Source organism: Geminocystis sp. M7585_C2015_104 (genome assembly GCA_015295805.1).
Classification (GTDB): Bacteria; Cyanobacteriota; Cyanobacteriia; order Cyanobacteriales; family Cyanobacteriaceae; genus DVEF01.
Genome location: DVEF01000081.1, coordinates 1 through 16,831 on the forward strand (window position 1 = coordinate 1; position 16,831 = coordinate 16,831).

The window sequence follows — 16,831 nt, forward strand, 5'->3', positions numbered from 1 at the left end:
ATGGTATAACCATATACACCAAGAGCTAAATAACCTCCTTTTCAGTGGCCTCAAGGGCAATACCTCGGCATCTTGTAAGCCATAACCCAAAACCCCACATTTCCTCATCCTATCTTCCGGCCGGTCGAACAAACCCCGGTTGGGCATTGACCCCATATGTGCTAAAATGCGCTTGTGCCTCTAATCCCAGGAAAGTGGTTGTCTCGTCATAGCCTCCAAGAGTTTCAATAGCAACTAAATCCTAACCCCCCCTAAATCCTAACCCCTAACCCCTATACCCCTATGACCTACCATCTAGAATTGTATCTGGAGGATTTGTATTTCAGCCAAAGACAAGAAAATCCGCCAATAACTGAGGCTCAATGGCAAAAATATCTGGAAAAATGGCTTAACAGTCTGGAATTGGACTTGGATGCCCAAAAAAACTATGAAATGACCCTTCGCCTTACTGACGACGAAGACATCCAGAATTTCAACTACCAGTTCAGAAATAAAAATCAACCCACTGATGTGTTATCCTTCGCCGCTTTGGAAACAGAATTCCCTCCGTTGGAATTAGACAGTGTTATCCTGGGGGATGTGATTATCTCTGTGGAAACCGCCTCCCGTCAAGCTCAACAACTGGGACACCCCCTCGAGGTAGAATTACTATGGTTGGCTAGTCATGGTTTATTACACCTACTAGGATGGGATCACCCGGATGAAAAATCCCTACAAGAAATGATAACCCTACAAGTCTCCCTCTTGGCTTCCATAGGCTATCATTACCCCTACTCTTAGGAGCTTGAATTACATAAAAAGTTACAGAAAATCCCCCGAAGACAAAGAAGAAGAGAAAAAATGGTCACAGCAAGGGCACAAACTGCTAAAATTCCGGCAGTCGGAGCTATAAAACCACTAAAAGGGGAAAAATGTCAAAGTTTCAACTGGCATCAATGTCGGAGATAGAGACAGTGGGAAAACGTCGTCTGGCATGGAAGGTAGCCAACAACTTGCTAGTGAGTTTCCAATACGCCTGGGAAGGGGTAAAATATGCCTTTTTGAGCCAGCGTAACTTCCGTATCCACACCTTTATGACTGCCATCGCCTTGGGTTTAGGTTTTTGTCTCCGGGTGACAGGAGTGGAAATGGCATTGATTGCCCTCACCTGTGCCTTGGTGTTAGTATTGGAACTATTAAACACGGCCATAGAGTCGGTGGTGGATTTAACAGTCAAGCAAACCTACCATGAATTAGCTAAAATAGCCAAGGATTGTGCGGCAGGCGCGGTATTAGTCGCCTCAATTGCCTCACTGATGGTGGCGGCTTTTATTTTGTTACCCCATGGGATAGACTTAATATTTTCATAGAGTCCAAATTAAGTCTAATTGAGGGAGAGGAGAAATAGCTTGATTCTCGTCATCGACAACTATGATAGTTTCACCTACAACCTAGTGCAGTATCTAGGTGAATTGGCTACTGACTATGCCGTAGCTGAAGACATCAGGGTATATCGTAATGATCAAATCAGTGTTAAGGAGGTGGAGAGTCTCAAACCCGACGCCATTGTCATTTCTCCCGGCCCCGGCAATCCTGATAGTGCCGGTATTTGTTTAGAATTAATAGAAAAACTAGGGCCAAAATGCCCAATTTTAGGCGTATGTCTTGGACACCAGGCCATAGGACAAGTTTATGGTGGTAAAATAGTGCCAGCACCAGTTTTGATGCATGGCAAAACCTCCTCCATTTACCACAATAACGCTGGTGTGTTTAAAAATTTACCTAACCCCCTCACCGCCACCCGCTATCATAGTCTCGTGGTAGATAGAGAAACCCTACCCCCTGTCCTAGAAATAACCGCCTGGACAGAGGACAATACTATCATGGGCCTCCGTCATACTCAATATCCTCATATACAGGGAGTACAATTCCACCCAGAAAGTATCCTAACAGATTCTGGGCTAAAATTATTAGGCAATTTCCTCAAACAGATAGACTAACTCACCATGAAACGCCGCGATTGGATTTTTTGCTTTGGCGGGGGGTTAGCCACAGTAATTCTCTGGAAGCATCTGCCTGCTGTTGCCCAAAATAACCCCCAAGAGGGTGTGACTATCCAATGGTTGGGCCATAGTGCATTCCTATTCACCAACTCCCAAGCCAGAATCCTAGTTAATCCCTTCAGCCGCATCGGCTGCACTGCTAAATATCCCCCCCCAAACCCTTCTGTAGATATAGTCATGATTAGTAGTCGTCTGTTGGATGAGGGGAGTGTCACCGATTTACCTGATAACCCTAAATTGATGTTTGAACCAGGAGTATACCAGGTAAAGGGCATAGAATTCCAAGGTATTAAAACCCTTCATGACAGGGAAAAAGGGCGCAGATTTGGCATCAATGTGGCTTGGCGATGGCGTCAAGGAGGATTAAACCTCTTACACCTAGGTGGTATTGCCTCTCCCATCGGTATTGAGGAAAAAATCCTCATGGGAAGTCCAGATGTTGTATTTATCCCGGTAGGAGGTACTGCTAAAACCTATAATGCCAAAGAAGCTATAGAAGCCATCAAAATCCTCACACCTAAAGTGGTATTCCCTACCCAGTATCTAACCGCCGCAGCCGATAAGAACAATTGTAACCTGGAGCCGGTAGACTCATTTTTGGCACTTGCTAAACAAGAGGGAATGGCTATAGGATTTATCAAAGGCAATCGTACCACCATCAGACCAAAAGATTTACCCCAAAAAGGCACTTTAATTCGTGTTTTCCAAGCCTTCTGACATTACATATCCACATGCTTATCCTAGTAACGGGCGCCGCCAATTCTGGTAAAAGTGAATGGGCAGAGTATCTTGCCAGTCAATCTCAACAGCCTGTACTCTATATAGCTACAGCACAAAAAATACCAGAAGACAAAGAATGGTCGCGAAAAATAGAGAAACATAGACAAAGAAGGCCAAAAGACTGGCAAACCCTCGAAATAACCCATGAAATAAGTAATGCCCTTCAAAATGCTCCCCCGCAAACCTGTGTCCTTATTGACTCCTTGGGAAACTGGGTTGCTAACCATCTAGAAATCCAAGAGGAAAATTGGGAAAGGATAGTAAAAGACTTCCTAACCACCCTAAGACGGCGTAGGGGAGAAACTATCCTGGTAGCAGAGGAAACCGGCTGGGGTGTCATACCTCCTTACCCGACAGGCAGAATTTTCCGCAGTCGCCTAGGAGAGTTGATTCAACAAGTGGGGAAACTCGCCAATACAGTATATCTCACAGTGGGCGGCTATGCAGTAGACATTACTAAAATCGGCCTCAGACTGCCATCTCAATGGCGTTAAACTTGCAATTTGTTCCGGAGATAATTAGGAGTTTCTTAGCCTTTTGATTTTTGTTTTTTCCTATTCTTTTTAGTAGCGGTTTTCAAAGTAGAATTATCCTGATAGATGGGGATAGTAAAATGGAAGGCACTGCCCTGATTTTTACCCTTGGATTCGGCCCAAATTTCGCCCCCCCAGGTGTTGACAATTTGCCTACAAATGGCTAAACCTAAACCGGTGCCCCCCTTAGACCGTCTCAAAGCGCCCTCTTCCTGATAAAATCGCTCAAAGACCTTATCTAACAATTCCGGTTCGATACCCCTGCCATTGTCGGCAACAGTCACCTCCAGGGTGTGCGAGTCTCTTTCCTTGACGCTAATAGTAACTATCCCGTTGCTGTTGGTAAACTTACAGGCATTGTCCAAAAGCTTGCTTAAAACCTCCACTAGCCACTCCCCATCAGCCTGTACTAGTGGCAGAGAGGAGTCAAAATCAGTGACGATCTGAGGGAGGGAATTGCCCCTGGCACGAGAGCGAATCTGGGATATGGACAAGTCAATACACTCCTGTAGGGAAAGAGGCTCAGGATGCCATTGAATATTACCACTTTCTAGCTGAGACAGGGTGAGAAAATCTTGAATCAGTTGCCGCATCCTCTCGGCATCATGAAGGGCAGTGCTTAACATCACCTGTTTTAACTCTTCAGACATGTCAGGCTCATTGGCAAGACTCTCTAAACAGACTTGAATAGTAGAAAGAGGTGTCCTCAACTCATGGCCGGTAATGGCAACTAAATTGGAGCGAGTGCGATCTAACGCCTCCAACTGCTCGTTTAACTCCTCCAAGTGGGCATAAGACTCCGCCTGAATGAGGGCCACTCCCACCTGGGTGGCAATGGTGTTAACCAGGGCAATGTCTTCCTGTTTCCAGTTAACAGGATTGCCTCTGCAGTGGTGTAGTTCTATCATCCCCAATAGTCTACCCCGGTAAAGAATGGGCACAATTAACCAGGAAACAATACAACAACTGTTCACCAAGGGCAATAACACCTTGGCATCGCCGCAAATACGAGCATCCGCCTTCACATCATCAATACTCACAGACTCCTTCTGGGCAACCACCTCCCGAAACAGAAGATTGTCCCTCAGGGGCCACAAATACCCCCTTACAGAAGTAACCCCCTCCCGAATAAACTCATGCTCGATTTCTGCCTCTGTGTCTTCCTCCTGACAACGGTAAATGAGACAACGACATACCCCAAAGCCCTCTCCCAACTTCTCCACACACAACCGCAAAATCTCGTCCGGATCCATGGAATGTCGTATGGCAGTGGTAACAGAGTTTAAAAGTCTTTCCTTCTTCTCCTTGGCTGCCAACTGACCATAGGCCTTCATCAGTTTATACTGGCCGGCCTGTAAATAGGTGATCAACCTCTGGACAAAGGGATCGGAATTGCCCTCTTGTTCTACACCCACTTCCTCCTCCTCCTCGAGACAGTAGGTAGCAATGGTTTTTTCCACCTTCTCAGACAACTGAGGGCGATAATAGAGGATACGCCGCAACAAAATCAATGCTGCCTTTCTACTCACCCTCTGTTCACAAGTCCAAATCCCCTCAAACCGGCGACTATTGTCCATTACCGCCTCAACGGCATCAATATAGGTCTTCTCACGACAGACCAAACAGCCAGTATAATGGGCAGTGAGCACCACTAAGTGCCATTCCTGGGCTAAAGGATCATCGGGAGAGAAAGCAATCTTCTCATAAACCTCTGAACTGTTGTCAAAATCACTCTCCGGGGCGGCCAAGACGTAGACATGAGAACACTTCTGCCCAATTTTCAAGTAACGATGAGCCTCCTGTTTATAGAACTTCTCCCTCTGGAAGCTGGCAATTACCAAGGCATCTCCTCCACCCGCCAAAACCTGGTCTTCCATGGCATGGGAGAGGGCAATTAATGAGGATTTGAAATACAGTTGTGGTCTCTTCTCCGGGAATAACTGTAATACCTCCTCAACAACCGAACCTAGATTGCTCATCGCCGCCTGAGTTGTGTTTTCTCTGATTATTACTCGTCTTTCTTCCCTTGCCACACTCTGCCGACATGCGGGACTGAAACTACCATCTATCCTATATCACTTCCGCCCGGCTCGCTGGAGTATTCCCTCCTTTTTATGTTAAGTTTTGTAACAAAGAGTTAAACCATCCGGGCTAGCCTATTGCTGTTATAATGGAAAATGTTTTTTTGGTAGAGCCGAGAAAAGGAGGCAAAAATGACTAGAATAACTTTAATGGGCACCAGACGGAAACAAAAGCGCACCTCTGGTTTCCGAGCCCGCATGAGGACAAAAAGTGGTAGAAGGGTAATTCAGGCACGTCGTCGCAAGGGCAGAAAAAGACTGGCAGTATAACAGTATACTCCTCCTTGTAAAAGCTGCCGCTAACGTGGGATTACCTTCTAAAAACCGACTTAAAAGACGTCAAGACTTTGAGGCTGTATACAAACAGGGCATACGCGTAGCAAGTCGTTATTTTGTCGTAAGGGCCCTCCCCGTAACTGCCAATACCTCCCCCCCACCACCTACCAAATTCGGCCTGTGTGTCAGCCGCCAGGTAAGCAAAAAGGCAGTAGTGCGCAACAAGATTAAAAGGCATCTACGTAATGCTCTCCGCAATCTCCTCCCCCTTTTTACCTCCCCCTGGCTAATAGTCATCATCGTAAAGCCAGAAGTGACTGAATGCAATTATGATAATTTTTTGAGAGAATTAGAGAAGTTATTTATCAAGGCAGGGATAATCCATGGGAATTAAAGAAGAGGTATTCTACGAAGGCGGCCCACACATCGGCGACTTAATTGTAAATATCTTGTTGGCCTTCACCGTCATCTTCTTGCCCCTCACCGTAGGCGCTATTGTCAGGGCTATATGGTTAAGGTACCGTATTACTAATCGTAGGATTTCTGTAACAGGGGGTTGGATGGGAAGAGACAGGACGGATATAATCTATGCGGAAATAGTAAAAGTGGTAAAGGTGCCACGGGGATTAGGTTTCTGGGGGGACATTGTAGTAACCCTGAAAGACAAGAGTCGTCTGGAAATGCGTTCTTTACCCCGTTTCCGGGAAATATATGACTACATCTGCCAAAGGGCGGCCGAAAAAACCGGCAAACCCATAGAAGCCATCGCTAAATAGTTAAGAATTGTTTACAATCAGAACAAAGTAAAAAGAGAAAAGAAAAAACAATGGATTTTGGCATCAGTTTCATCTCCACCAACATAATGTTGCCAATCCTAGACTTCTTTTATGGGATTGTGCCAAGTTACGGATTCGGCATAGTTGCCTTAACCCTGGTGGTAAGACTAGCAGTATATCCCCTTAGTGCAGGGCAAATCCGTAATATGAGAAGGATGCGGATTGCTCAACCCCTAATACGGGAAAGACAAGCAGAAATACAGCGAAAGTATAAAGATAATCCGCAAAAGCAACAGGAGGAAATGGCTAAACTCATGCAGGAGTTTGGCAATCCCCTGGCCGGCTGTTTGCCCCTCCTGCTACAAATGCCTATCCTGTTTGCCCTGTTTGCCACTCTTAGAGGCTCACCCTTCGCCGACACCAACTATACCGTGGACATCCAGATTTTCCCCAGAGAACAAATTGAAAGAATACAACCCCAACCCTTTGCTACTAAACCCCAAAATCTGTTCGTCAGCCCCGGAGTGCACTATCCAGTAAGCGTTATACTCCCCGGGGGCAATAAACTGGTGGTAGGACAGACAGAAAAAATAGAACTGCAAACCCCCCAAGGCAAAACCCTAGACAGCATCCTAGCCTCTTACCCGGAATCCCACCTCACGCCCAGCTTTAAGGTACTGAAAGGACAAGAAAGAGTTAAAATAGACGAAGAGGGACAAATAACAGCCCTTACCCCGGGAGATGCTACAATTCAAGTAACAGTGCCCGGCATTGCCGCCAATGAAGGCTTCCTCTTTGTCAAAGCACTAGGAAAAGTGGGGGTGGTGAACGGAGATGGTAGCATTAACTGGGACATCCTGGCCATGGTCGTCTTCTTTGGTTTGAGCATTTATCTCAACCAGGAATTGGCCTCCGCCGGACAGGATACCCCCGAAAATGAACAACAGCAGACAGTAAACAAAATCACACCCATAATCTTCTCGGCCATGTTCCTTTTCTTCCCACTGCCGGCGGGGGTTTTGATGTATATTGTAATTGCTAATATCTTTCAGACCATCCAAACCCTCATCCTCATGCGGGAGCCTTTGCCGGAAAACCTACAAAAAATAGTCGCTGAGAGAGAAAAAGCCGCTAAGGCAAAACAACCTCTTCCTTTTGAGAAAAGGAAACTGAAAAAGAAGGAAAAAACTTCCTAGTATTGTTGTACTGTGTAATTGAGGTAAGGGAAAGAGTAGTTATGGAGGACAAAATCCAAAGGGGCAAAAAATGGTTAGAAACCGTCCTGGCTTTGATGGGTGTGCCCGCCAACGTTAATGTAAGTAGAATAGAAGAAGGGGAAAATGGCACAGTCTCCTGTTGGCTAACCATCGACCAAACCAATCTCCCCGCTAGTGTCATAGACGCCCTCATCGGCAAAAAAGGGGAAAATATAGACTCCCTGCAGTATCTCATAAACGTCCTGCTAAATCTCAATCTCCCAGAAAATGAGCAATGCACCTATATAATCGAGTTAAATGGCTATCGGCTTCGCCGCCAAGCGGAACTGATGGCCATTGCCCAGAGGGCCGCCGAAAAGGTCCGACTCACCGGCCTGCCAGAGGAAATACGTCATCTTTCATCAGTAGAGAGAAAACAAGTACACAACTTCCTAGCAAAAGCAGGGGATTTGGCCACCGAAAGTTACGGCAGTGAACCAGATCGTCGTCTGGTCGTAAAATTGAGACGTTAACCCGGACCGCCACCAGAAAATTGACCCTAACCCGAGGAGAAAGACAATGGAAACCATCCACCTTCCCCAGCTATTGAAGATGCCGGAGCGGACGATGGTATTACGGCTCTGCCATCGCATTGCCGGCTTGGATACCCTTACCCCTGTCAGGGGGCTTTTTACCATCCGTCACGGGGGCAACTTCATTGAACTGTCCCTGGTGGCGGACACCATCATCACCCTAGTTTGTGATCGCTGTTTACAAACCTTCAATCATCGTCTATCTGTAGATACCTCGGAAATCATATACCTAAAAGAAGAACCACAAAACCCCCTCCCCGAGAGGGAAATCACCTGGGAGGAGCTGTGTGAAACCCTGCCGCCAGACAGCGAATTCCTCATAGAAGACTGGATTTATCAACAACTCTGTCTGGCCCTCCCCCTCCGTAACATATGCAGCAACAACTGTAGCATACCCCCTTATTCCAGCACCGGCCCCGAGGTGGACAGCCGTTGGTCTGCCCTTGCCCAGCTCAAGCACCTCCTCCCAGACTAGGGTCTGTAATTCTTCATGCTTTTTTCTTTACTACGGCTATGCCGGCTCCAGGGGGGCCATGGTTAGCCCCTCCCCCTTCAGCTGCTGGTGGTACAATTCCGCCTGTTCCAACGGCCCAACCCACACCAACGCCTGCCCCTCAAAATGCACCTGATTGGTCAACTCCCATGCCCTTTCCGGTGTCATGTTGGGTATGTACTTCAGTAAACAGTTAGCAACGTGTTCAAAGGTGTTAAAATCGTCGTTCAACACAATCACCTTGTAGTTGGGGTAGTGTTTTCGCACTACCTCTCTTGATTTAGTCGGTGCTGTGATTGTTCCAGCAGACATCGCCATTATCCCTCCCTTTGCCTAATTTTCCCAACCGCGCAACTGTTCTCCTCCTACACTCCCATTATTTTATCCTAAAACAGGGATTATGCCCATTTGCCCCCCGTCGGGGTTATAATGTAGATAGCATGTTACTATACGCCTCCAGGCGTCCTTGCCCCATGCCCATTGCTTTTTGGCGTGATGAATACGCCACCGGCATAGAAGAAATCGATCAACAACACCGTTTCCTCTTCTCACTCATCAATAGGTTACATGATGCCATGAGTGAGGGCAAAGGCCAAGAGGTGTTGTCTGATATTCTTGTCCAACTTGGTCAATATACCACCGAACACTTCTCCCTAGAAGAGAAAATAATGGCTCAGTACAATTATCCTCACCTAGAGGAACATAGACAAGCCCATCAGGAACTAACCCAGGACGTCTTAAAATTGCAGAATAAAATGCAAAATCATGAGCAATTCCTCACCATAGAACTGTCTCAATTCCTCACCAATTGGCTCATCCATCACATCAAAAACGAGGATTTAAAGATGATTGAATATCTTAGAAAATATAGGAACGCTTGGGTAACTAAATAACCAAAATGGTGGTATAATGGGGGGAAATGTGAGATTTTTTCTCTCCAAAAAATACCAAAAAAAACCCTATGCAGTTGGAAAGAATAGTCAGAATACTAAGAGAAGCTCAACCGGGAGAGAGGATAAAAATAAAGGGATGGGTGAGAACTAAAAGGGAACTCAAGGCGTTTTCATTCCTGGAAATAAATGATGGATCTTGTTTGGCTAATTTACAAGTAATTGTCAACTCCAATTTGCCCCACTATGCCGAGAAAATTAAAAGAATAAATACCGGCACGGCAATAGCAGTAGAGGGAAATTTATTAGAATCGCCTGCCAAGGGTCAGAGAATAGAATTACACGCCGAATCCCTTGACATAATAGGTGATTGTGATCCCGAAACTTATCCCCTACAAAAAAAACGTCACTCCTTTGAATTTTTAAGAACTATAGGCCACCTGCGCATGAGGACAAATACCCTCGGCGCAGTTATGCGAGTGAGAAACGCCTGTGCCACCGCCATCCATGAATTCTTCCAAAGTCGTGGTTTTTTGTGGGTTCATACCCCCATTATTACCGCTAGTGATTGTGAAGGCGCAGGTGAATTGTTTACAGTTACCACCCTTGATTTAGAGGAAATTAGTCAACAAAAAGACAAACAAATTACCTATAAGGATGACTTTTTTGGCCGTCATACCTATCTGACTGTCAGTGGCCAATTGGAAGCAGAAATAATGGCCATGGCTTTTACAAATGTCTACACCTTTGGCCCCACTTTTAGGGCAGAAAATTCCAATACCTCCCGACACCTGGCCGAATTCTGGATGGTTGAACCGGAAATGGCTTTTTGTGATTTGGAAGGAGACCAAAATTTAGCTGAGGAATTTCTCAAATATATCTTCAAATATGTATTAGAAAAATGTCCCGATGACCTAGAATTTTTTAATCAGAGAATTAATAATAATGTCTTCAGCAATGCCGAAAAAATTATTAATAGTGAATTTGCCAGGATTACCTACACCGAGGCAATTAATATATTGGAAAAAAGTGGCAAAAATTTTGAGTTCCCGGTAGAATGGGGGGTGGACCTACAATCAGAACACGAACGCTATCTAGCGGAAGAATATTTCAAAAAACCAGTAATTGTTACCAATTATCCCAAAGAAATTAAGGCATTTTATATGCGCCTCAACGACGATGGCAAAACAGTGGCAGCCATGGATATATTAGCACCGGGAATCGGCGAAATCGTAGGGGGATCTCAAAGAGAAGAAAGACTCGATGTTTTACAATCCAGAATTGAAGAATTAAAAATAAATCCTGAACCTCTTTGGTGGTATTTAGAATTGAGAAAATATGGAAGTGTGCCCCATTCGGGATTCGGTTTGGGCTTTGATAGACTGGTACAATTCATCACAGGAATGGATAATATTAGAGACGTTATTCCCTTCCCCCGCACCCCCATGAATGCAGAATTTTAGTATTTTATTTTGTTTGTCTACTTGACATTAATTCTAACTTTCTTGCTTTTAACAACCATCAAAAAAGGATTAAACCCCTACCCCCCACCCCCCTACCCCCTGTGGCCTAATTCCCGGGAAACCTCCCCCTCGTCAGGGCAATCCCGGAAACATACAATCTCTCCTTTGTCCCCATTATATGCCCATACAAAAAAATCCTAACCAGTTGACTTTTCCCCTTATTGTTAAGACAAAAACGAAAACCCCCCTTGTTTTCCCTAGTTCCTCCGTAAACATCTGTATTCCAATTAGAAATGTCCCACTGTATACTGTCTTGATTACAGGTGACGGTAGGCTGCTTTTCCTTAACACTAATTAAACCATCCACTAATACCCGCCAGCCAGAATCAGTGCCATCCTTTTTGATAGTTTTTCTCCTCAAAACTCCCGGTTTTTGCCAGGTATGTTGCCCTATGCTGATGTCATCAAAGGCATAATAAATAAACTCCTCAGTTGAGACGATTATCTTCAAACAGTGTTGGGAATCAATAGAGGCAGAATCGCATTTTTTATCCTCACTTCCCGTCACCGCCATCACATAATCAGCCTGTTTTATTTCTTCCTGAATGTAAGAAAGTGCCCTGTTTAAGGTGTTACTCTGAGTAGTTTTTGCCTCCAGGTTTTCGGTTATCCTCAACACATTTACAAAAACATTTACCCCTAGCAACAAAATCACACCACTACTTATTCCAGCTACTAACAATTCCATCAGAGAATGTCCTTGATTCTGATTCTGACGAGAAGATTGCCATAGCAAACATATTCCTGTCTTATTTAAAGTAAAAGGCATTTTTCTGTTTTATTTTTGGTTTCCTGTTAATCATACATTTAAATGAGCACTAGTCTTCTTCCCCTTCCCCCTTATTCCACTTTGACGCCCCACTCACTAGCACAATTCGTTATAATCCTAGACGTGACACCTTGCCTTGATACCTACTCACAGAGTCTAAACCCAGCTTATCCTTACAAGCCACCTGTATCCAACCCTTCGCCATTATTATCTCCACACAGTCTTATTCCACTTTTTATTATCTCTTTTTATTATTCCTCCATTAAGTTATGGAAAATCCATCCCTGTTATTAACTCAAAAAATTATTGATACCATCCTCGCCTCCCCCCAACAAAAGATTACCTTTTCCGACTACATGAATCTCTGTCTCTATAGCTATCCTTACGGCTATTACAACTGGGAAAAAACCTCCATAGGCTTTGAGGGAGATTTTTTTACTTCCTCTACCCTTAGCGAGGACTTTGGTGAATTATTGGCCAAGCAACTGGTACAATTTTGGGAGATTTTAGACAAACCTTCTCCTTTTCACCTGGTAGAAATAGGCGCGGGGGAAGGCAATTTATCCCTGACTATTCTAAGATGCCTCCAGCAGAATTACCATGAAATTTACTCCAATTTGCAATACATTATTATCGAAACTTCTACTACTTTTAGAAGGAAACAGGCAGATTTGTTAAAAAGAAATATTCCAGGCATAGCAGTGGTGAAATGGTGTAGCCTAGAAGAAATAGAAGACAACTCCATCCAAGGAGTGTTTTTTAGCAATGAATTGTTTGACGCCTTCCCGGTTAATATTGTGGAAAAAAAGAATAATAAGCTGAAGGAAGTATATGTTGCCTATAACCCCCAAAGGGGATTTGTGGAGGTAGTTGATGAATTATCCACAGAAAAAATCCTGGAATACCTAGCCGCGTTAAACGTAGATTTAACGGGGGAGGAATACCCAGAAAATTATCGCACAGAGGTAAACCTAAGGGCAGTTGATTGGCTGGAAAAAATCAGCAGAAAAATAAAGCAAGGCTATCTCCTCACTATCGACTATGGCTACACGGCAGAAAAATACTATCACCCCCAGAGATTTAAGGGCACTCTAAAATGTTATTATCGTCACCGACACCACGACAACCCCTATGTCAACATTGGCTGTCAAGACATCACCAGTCATGTGAATTTCTCTGCCATTCAAACCTATGGAGAGAAATGGGGATTACAAACCCTAGCCTATACCTCCCAGGCATTATTTCTCATGGATTTAGGATTAGGAGAAAGACTGGCAAAACTGTCTGAAGGCAACATGGGGATGAGAGAATTAATCCGACGTCGTTACCAACTACACCAACTAGTCAACCCCGAAGGCTTAGGCGGTTTCAAGGTGTTATTACAGGCAAAAAACCTCACCAGTTTTCAAAAATCACAAACCCTCACTGGCTTTCAACACCTACACCCCTAGGAGAATAACAAAAACCCAGTAAGGAGACAAACAGAAACCACTAGGGTTAACCAGAGGAAATTGTTATCCTTGGTGTTGATTTTACTCAAATCCTCCCATTGGGGGGGTGGTGTTTTGATTTTACCAGGATTGGTGAGGCGGTGTTTATTGAAATTCCCAGCGGTGGCAGTCAAATCGGGTATCTCCGTCAACCATTCCCGACGACGTTTCAGTCTGGGAGCCTTTAGAATATAAAGTAGTGTGGTTGCCTGGGTTTTTATATGCTGGTGGGGGTGGCCGGTTAACTCTTCACACAGTTTAATAGCCTTGTCTAAATCTCCCACAGCCTGATAGGCATTCACCAACCAAAGACGCGCCTCCCCCCCCTGTTTACTGTAAAAAGGAGTTAATTGACAAGCTTGTTCTAGAATATTAACACTTAAACCATAACGCCCCCTTTCAAAGGCCAATTTTCCACTCTCGAGTTTCTCAGTAAAATCCTGAGGGGAAATGGGTGCCACCGCCTTACAACATCCAGAATTCAGAGGCAACAGTGGTAGTCTATCACAAAACTGATTGCAAAACAGCCATGTCTACAAAATTTTTTACAAACCTTTGATATGATAAAATGACCCCATGCTTATTGACCCATAAACCCAATGACAGGGGTTTTGACTTGGTGGGCGTTGATAACGTCTACTAGTTGGCATTTGCTTGCCTACGTTGCCTGAATGTGGCAGCCGATACTGAGTTGTTTCTGTCATGGGGTATTGTCAGACTATGAGGGGGGAAGATGAGGATAAGGAGACGATTTTATAACTACCACCCTCCCTGTCAACTGCTGCAGGGAGCTTCTTTAACACTGACTGTCATTATATCCCACTATCACCCAATTCCCCGAAAAGAATAACAATTCCATCCCACCGTCTCAATGAATCTAATTATCTTTATCGACTTTCTCCCCCTCCGACTAAAATCCATCAATAGAGTCTTGAAGAAAGAGAAAATCAAGTGTTGGGAGGGTAAAAAATCTATTACCACTGTGGTAATATGTTCTCACTTCCAAGCAACTGTAATAAGAATTCTATTACTTCTGTCTACCCGTCGACGGGGAATCCTAACTGCCGGGAGGTTATTATAACTTTTCCCCGGCTAACTGAATACAATGTTGAAAACTTTACTACTGTCTTATAATTCAATGGGAATAAGAAGGAGTGAATAACATCACTGTTTTTTGTTTTTGCAACTCACTGGCAGTTTTTGTGATTCAATGGGCTTTAGAAAGGGAATGTTAAAAACCTTGCCATTCTCCTATAATTTAACAACAACCAGTTAGCATTTCAGAGACAAGTTCAGTTTTATTAGTGGGGCTGTAAATTTCACGGTTTAAAACAGGTATATGACTCAAATTTATACGGCATTTACTCTATTTATTAGTCTCCTGGTGGAGGCAATTCCCTTTTTGTTGTTGGGGGTATTATTGTCCAGTGTTTTTCCACTTTTCTTTGAAGAGGGTAATCTGATAAATAAAATTCCCAATCATCCCATTGTTGGGGCTATTGTTGGCAGTCTTTTTGGTTTTTTCTTTCCCGTTTGCGAATGTGGAAACATACCTGTAGCTCGTCGTCTTTTACTGCAGGGCTTACCAATTTCCGTGGCAATATCTTTTCTTTTAGCGGCGCCCACTCTCAATCCCGTAGTTATTTGGTCTACATATGTAGCTTTTAGGGGGCAACCGGAAGTATTTTGGCTGAGGATAATATTTTCCCTGATAATAGCCATTAGTTTGGGTTGTATTTTTAGTGTACAAAAAGATATTCGCCCATTCCTCAGGCCGTTGTTGGCGAAGCGTCTAACTGCTATTATGGAGGCTAAACAATGCCATTTGAAAACTGTTAACCCCATTGCTGAGTATAGTTTACTACAGTCTGGTAGCTTCTTGCTTTCTTCTGGGGGGAAAACCATCAAAATAGATGAAACTTTACTCCCTTCAAAGCCTATCCTAAAATCTAAACTTCCTCTTCAAAGTAGATGGCATTTATTTGTTAATAATGTGTACAACGAATTTAGGGAGTTAGGGGGAGTGTTGATTTTGGGCAGTGCCGTCGCCTCTGGCATTCAGGTTTTTGTGCCTAGGGATATTATTCTCAATTTGGGGCAAGATAGTGTTACCTCTATTCTAGCCATGATGATTTTAGCAGCGGTAATCTCTATATGTTCCACTGTAGATTCGTTTTTCATTTTGTCCTTTTCTTCCACCTTCACCACTGCTTCTATTGTAGCTTTTTTGGTATTTGGTCCCATGATAGACATCAAAGCCTTGGGATTAATGTTATCCATTTTTAGACCTAGGATGCTAACATATATGATGATTATAATAGCCCAATTAACTTTTGTTCTTACCCTCGGTTACAGCTACTTATTCTAGCTATACTTATAGTAATATTTTCGCCTATGAAAAGGGTATATTTACAATTTTTAAGGAGGATAAATGGCCGACAGGCGAAGGAATTGATGGCATTTTTTTTGTGGGGTTTATTGCTGTTTAAATATTGGGCAACGGGGGAATTATATTTACTAATTCATCCTAGCTATTTTCCCCTGGTTTTTGCTAGTAGTATTATTCTATTTTTGGTGTTTATAACTAAAGTCTATTTGTTGTTATTCCAGCCTAATTTTGCCTCGGGGGTGTTGGAAGAAAACAAATATAACAGTAGCCTTCTCCCTCGGGGGTGGGCAAGCAATTTATTGATTTTTGTGGCTATAATAGGTCTAACGGTGCCACCCATGGTGCTAAACAGTGAGACGGTGATGAAAAGGGGGGTTAATGACCTGCCGCCAACCACCCTGCAACCTCAGTCTTTTTCACCACAAACAGAGCCAGAAAAACGTTCTTTGATAGAATGGATAAGGACCCTAAGTGTATATCCAGAGCCCGACAATTATGTTGGTCAAAGGGCGGATATAAGTGGCTTCGTGGTATATGGGGAAAATTTGCCAGAAAATTATATCTATCTTTCCCGTTTTGTGCTAACCTGTTGTGCGGCAGATGCGTATCCGGTGGGTATGCTGGTAGAGTTGCCACAACCTCGCTATAAATATCCTCCAGACAGTTGGTTACAAGTCAGAGGAGTAATGAAAGTGGCAAATCTCCCCACCCTCTCAGAGAAGACGGCAAGAAGGCAATTGGCATTGCAGGCAGAAGAGGTAATAAGAATAGCTGCCCCAAAAAATCCCTACCAATACTAACCCGCCTCCCAAGCCTAGTTGGTTATATTGCCCCATTGGAAAATACAAGCCAAAGTTACGCAGACAACCTGTAATTGTTTTCCTAAGTGGTCTCCCTGCTGGATATACGCCATCATCCCCAAAAATATGTCTGGCAAACTCAGCCAACTTTTCCCCCTAATGCTTTCCGGCTGGAAGCCATTTTTCGTGATTGATAAAAT

General features: G+C 44.0%; 20 protein-coding genes. 16 read left to right on the forward strand and 4 right to left on the reverse strand.

What is annotated here, in order from left to right:
* The first annotated feature begins 282 nt into the window (after positions 1 to 282).
* From ybeY to cobU, 5 genes are all read left to right on the forward strand, one after another.
* A complete protein-coding gene (ybeY, locus tag IGQ44_09640) occupies positions 283 to 780 on the forward strand; it encodes an rRNA maturation RNase YbeY (protein ID HIK38236.1) in 498 nt (165 codons plus the stop codon).
* Between the two features lie 131 nt (positions 781 to 911).
* Positions 912 to 1,349 carry a diacylglycerol kinase family protein gene (locus tag IGQ44_09645; GenBank protein HIK38237.1) on the forward strand — a complete coding sequence of 146 codons (438 nt, stop codon included), beginning with the start codon at positions 912 to 914 and terminating at the stop codon, positions 1,347 to 1,349.
* Between the two features lie 39 nt (positions 1,350 to 1,388).
* The gene (locus tag IGQ44_09650) at positions 1,389 to 1,979 is read left to right on the forward strand and encodes an aminodeoxychorismate/anthranilate synthase component II (protein HIK38238.1); all 591 of its coding nucleotides are present in this window, start codon (positions 1,389 to 1,391) and stop codon (positions 1,977 to 1,979) included.
* A gap of 6 nt (positions 1,980 to 1,985) precedes the next feature.
* Entirely contained in the window at positions 1,986 to 2,759 is a 774-nt protein-coding gene (locus tag IGQ44_09655) for an MBL fold metallo-hydrolase (GenBank protein HIK38239.1), read from the forward strand.
* A gap of 14 nt (positions 2,760 to 2,773) precedes the next feature.
* Positions 2,774 to 3,316: a bifunctional adenosylcobinamide kinase/adenosylcobinamide-phosphate guanylyltransferase gene (cobU, locus tag IGQ44_09660; GenBank protein HIK38240.1), complete on the forward strand. Its 543-nt coding sequence runs from the start codon at positions 2,774 to 2,776 to the stop codon at positions 3,314 to 3,316.
* A 35-nt stretch (positions 3,317 to 3,351) separates the two neighbouring features.
* On the opposite strand, the gene IGQ44_09665 is transcribed toward cobU, so the two are convergent.
* Positions 3,352 to 5,334: a GAF domain-containing protein gene (locus IGQ44_09665; GenBank protein ID HIK38241.1), complete on the reverse strand. Its 1,983-nt coding sequence runs from the start codon at positions 5,332 to 5,334 to the stop codon at positions 3,352 to 3,354.
* Positions 5,335 to 5,568: 234 nt separating this feature from the next.
* Here IGQ44_09665 and rpmH point away from each other — a divergent pair, with 234 nt between their 5' ends.
* The 6 genes from rpmH to IGQ44_09695 are packed head-to-tail and all read left to right on the forward strand — an operon-like array spanning position 5,569 to position 8,752.
* Complete coding sequence (rpmH, locus tag IGQ44_09670; GenBank protein HIK38242.1) at positions 5,569 to 5,706, forward strand: 50S ribosomal protein L34; 138 nt, start codon at positions 5,569 to 5,571, stop codon at positions 5,704 to 5,706.
* A 34-nt stretch (positions 5,707 to 5,740) separates the two neighbouring features.
* On the forward strand, positions 5,741 to 6,106 hold the full coding sequence (locus IGQ44_09675) for a ribonuclease P protein component (protein HIK38243.1): 366 nt from the start codon (positions 5,741 to 5,743) through the stop codon (positions 6,104 to 6,106).
* Complete coding sequence (locus tag IGQ44_09680; GenBank protein ID HIK38244.1) at positions 6,096 to 6,488, forward strand: PH domain-containing protein; 393 nt, start codon at positions 6,096 to 6,098, stop codon at positions 6,486 to 6,488. Before IGQ44_09675 ends, IGQ44_09680 begins: the two co-directional genes overlap by 11 nt.
* Before the next feature lie 50 nt (positions 6,489 to 6,538).
* Entirely contained in the window at positions 6,539 to 7,684 is a 1,146-nt protein-coding gene (gene yidC / locus IGQ44_09685; GenBank protein ID HIK38245.1) for a membrane protein insertase YidC, read from the forward strand.
* A gap of 41 nt (positions 7,685 to 7,725) precedes the next feature.
* A complete protein-coding gene (locus IGQ44_09690; protein ID HIK38246.1) occupies positions 7,726 to 8,217 on the forward strand; it encodes an RNA-binding protein in 492 nt (163 codons plus the stop codon).
* Positions 8,218 to 8,263: 46 nt separating this feature from the next.
* A complete protein-coding gene (locus IGQ44_09695) occupies positions 8,264 to 8,752 on the forward strand; it encodes a DUF177 domain-containing protein (GenBank protein ID HIK38247.1) in 489 nt (162 codons plus the stop codon).
* 36 nt (positions 8,753 to 8,788) lie between these two features.
* On the opposite strand, the gene clpS is transcribed toward IGQ44_09695, so the two are convergent.
* Positions 8,789 to 9,088, reverse strand: a complete 300-nt coding sequence (gene clpS, locus IGQ44_09700) for an ATP-dependent Clp protease adapter ClpS (protein ID HIK38248.1) — start codon at positions 9,086 to 9,088, stop codon at positions 8,789 to 8,791.
* Between the two features lie 155 nt (positions 9,089 to 9,243).
* On the opposite strand from clpS, the gene IGQ44_09705 reads away from it, so the two are divergent.
* Positions 9,244 to 9,663 (forward strand): hemerythrin family protein, encoded by a 420-nt coding sequence (locus tag IGQ44_09705; GenBank protein ID HIK38249.1) that lies wholly within the window; start codon positions 9,244 to 9,246, stop codon positions 9,661 to 9,663.
* Between the two features lie 68 nt (positions 9,664 to 9,731).
* Positions 9,732 to 11,123, forward strand: coding sequence for an asparagine--tRNA ligase (gene asnS, locus IGQ44_09710; protein ID HIK38250.1), 1,392 nt, complete (start codon positions 9,732 to 9,734; stop codon positions 11,121 to 11,123).
* A gap of 106 nt (positions 11,124 to 11,229) precedes the next feature.
* Here the strand turns inward: asnS and IGQ44_09715 are convergent, their stop codons facing one another.
* Positions 11,230 to 11,952, reverse strand: coding sequence for a hypothetical protein (locus tag IGQ44_09715; GenBank protein ID HIK38251.1), 723 nt, complete (start codon positions 11,950 to 11,952; stop codon positions 11,230 to 11,232).
* 269 nt (positions 11,953 to 12,221) lie between these two features.
* Here IGQ44_09715 and IGQ44_09720 point away from each other — a divergent pair, with 269 nt between their 5' ends.
* The gene (locus IGQ44_09720; protein HIK38252.1) at positions 12,222 to 13,403 is read left to right on the forward strand and encodes a class I SAM-dependent methyltransferase; all 1,182 of its coding nucleotides are present in this window, start codon (positions 12,222 to 12,224) and stop codon (positions 13,401 to 13,403) included.
* On the opposite strand, the gene IGQ44_09725 is transcribed toward IGQ44_09720, so the two are convergent.
* Positions 13,400 to 13,903 (reverse strand): tetratricopeptide repeat protein, encoded by a 504-nt coding sequence (locus IGQ44_09725; protein HIK38253.1) that lies wholly within the window; start codon positions 13,901 to 13,903, stop codon positions 13,400 to 13,402. The genes IGQ44_09720 and IGQ44_09725 overlap by 4 nt on opposite strands.
* 878 nt (positions 13,904 to 14,781) lie before the next feature.
* Here IGQ44_09725 and IGQ44_09730 point away from each other — a divergent pair.
* Both IGQ44_09730 and IGQ44_09735 read left to right on the forward strand, forming a co-directional pair.
* Positions 14,782 to 15,810 (forward strand): permease, encoded by a 1,029-nt coding sequence (locus tag IGQ44_09730; GenBank protein ID HIK38254.1) that lies wholly within the window; start codon positions 14,782 to 14,784, stop codon positions 15,808 to 15,810.
* A 26-nt stretch (positions 15,811 to 15,836) separates the two neighbouring features.
* Complete coding sequence (locus IGQ44_09735; protein HIK38255.1) at positions 15,837 to 16,631, forward strand: TIGR03943 family protein; 795 nt, start codon at positions 15,837 to 15,839, stop codon at positions 16,629 to 16,631.
* Positions 16,632 to 16,831: the final 200 nt, after the last annotated feature.